Raw genomic sequence first — 1096 nt, forward strand, 5'->3', positions numbered from 1 at the left:
GCCGGGGGCGTCCGGAAAGACTTCTGGGCCGAGTCTAACGGGGACGACCTGGGAAGGGGCAGGCAGTCTCGGGTGGTGGATAGCACAATCGGACGAATCCATCACCGGATGTGCCCGCTCCGGCGCACCCGCCCTCCGCCCCGGGACTACGACAGGGACTACGCCAGGCGCTCCGCGACCAGATCCCAGACCACCTCGGCGAGTGCCTCCTTGGGCCCGTGCGGCACCGGCGTGTCGCTGCCGTCCGCCCCGAGGACCACCGCCTCGTTGGTGTCCCCGCCGAACACCTTGCGCTCCCCCACCTCATTGACCACCAGCAGGTCGCAACCCTTGCGGGCGAGTTTGGCCCGGCCGTTGGCCAGCACGTCGTCGGTCTCCGCCGCGAAGCCGACCACCAGCTGGCCGGGCCGGGCCCGCCGCTGGGAGAGCTCGGCCAGGATGTCGGGGTTGCGTACCAGGGCCACCGGCGCGGGCTCGCGGCCCTCCACCTTCTTGATCTTCCCGGTGGCGTAGTGCGCCGGGCGGAAGTCGGCCACCGCCGCCGCCATCACCACCGCGTCCGCGTCCGCCGCGGCCTTGAGCGCCGCCTCCCGCAACTCCACCGCGGTGGAGACCCGGACCACGTCCACCCCCGCGGGGTCGGGCAGTTCGGTGTTGGCGGCCAGCAGGGTGACCCGGGCTCCCCGGGCCGCGGCCACGGCGGCCAGCGCATAGCCCTGCTTCCCCGAGGAGCGGTTGCCGAGGAAGCGCACCGGGTCCAGCGGTTCCCGGGTGCCGCCGGCCGACACCACCACATGGCGGCCGGCCAGGTCCGCCACGGTGGCCCGGTCGCGGGCCAGCACCCGCCGGCAGGTCTCGAAGATGGCCGCCGGGTCCGGAAGCCGGCCCTTGCCGGTGTCCACACCGGTGAGCCGGCCCACCGCGGGCTCGATCACGATCGCGCCGCGCCGCCGCAGTGTGGCGACGTTCTCCCGGGTGGCGGGGTGCTCCCACATCTCGGTGTGCATCGCCGGGGCGAAGACCACCGGGCAGCGCGCGGTCAGCAGGGTGTTGGTGAGCAGGTCGTCGGCCATCCCGTGGGCGGCCTTGGCCAGCA

General features: G+C 74.0%; 1 protein-coding gene. It reads right to left on the reverse strand.

What is annotated here, in order from left to right:
- Positions 1 to 158: 158 nt before the first annotated feature.
- A partial coding sequence (gene coaBC, locus AOK09_RS34070; protein WP_055591085.1) for a bifunctional phosphopantothenoylcysteine decarboxylase/phosphopantothenate--cysteine ligase CoaBC occupies positions 159 to 1096 on the reverse strand: 938 nt, incomplete at its 5' end.

The sequence above is a fragment of the Peterkaempfera griseoplana genome, from assembly GCF_001418575.1.
GTDB classification, from domain to species: Bacteria; Actinomycetota; Actinomycetes; order Streptomycetales; family Streptomycetaceae; genus Peterkaempfera; species Peterkaempfera griseoplana.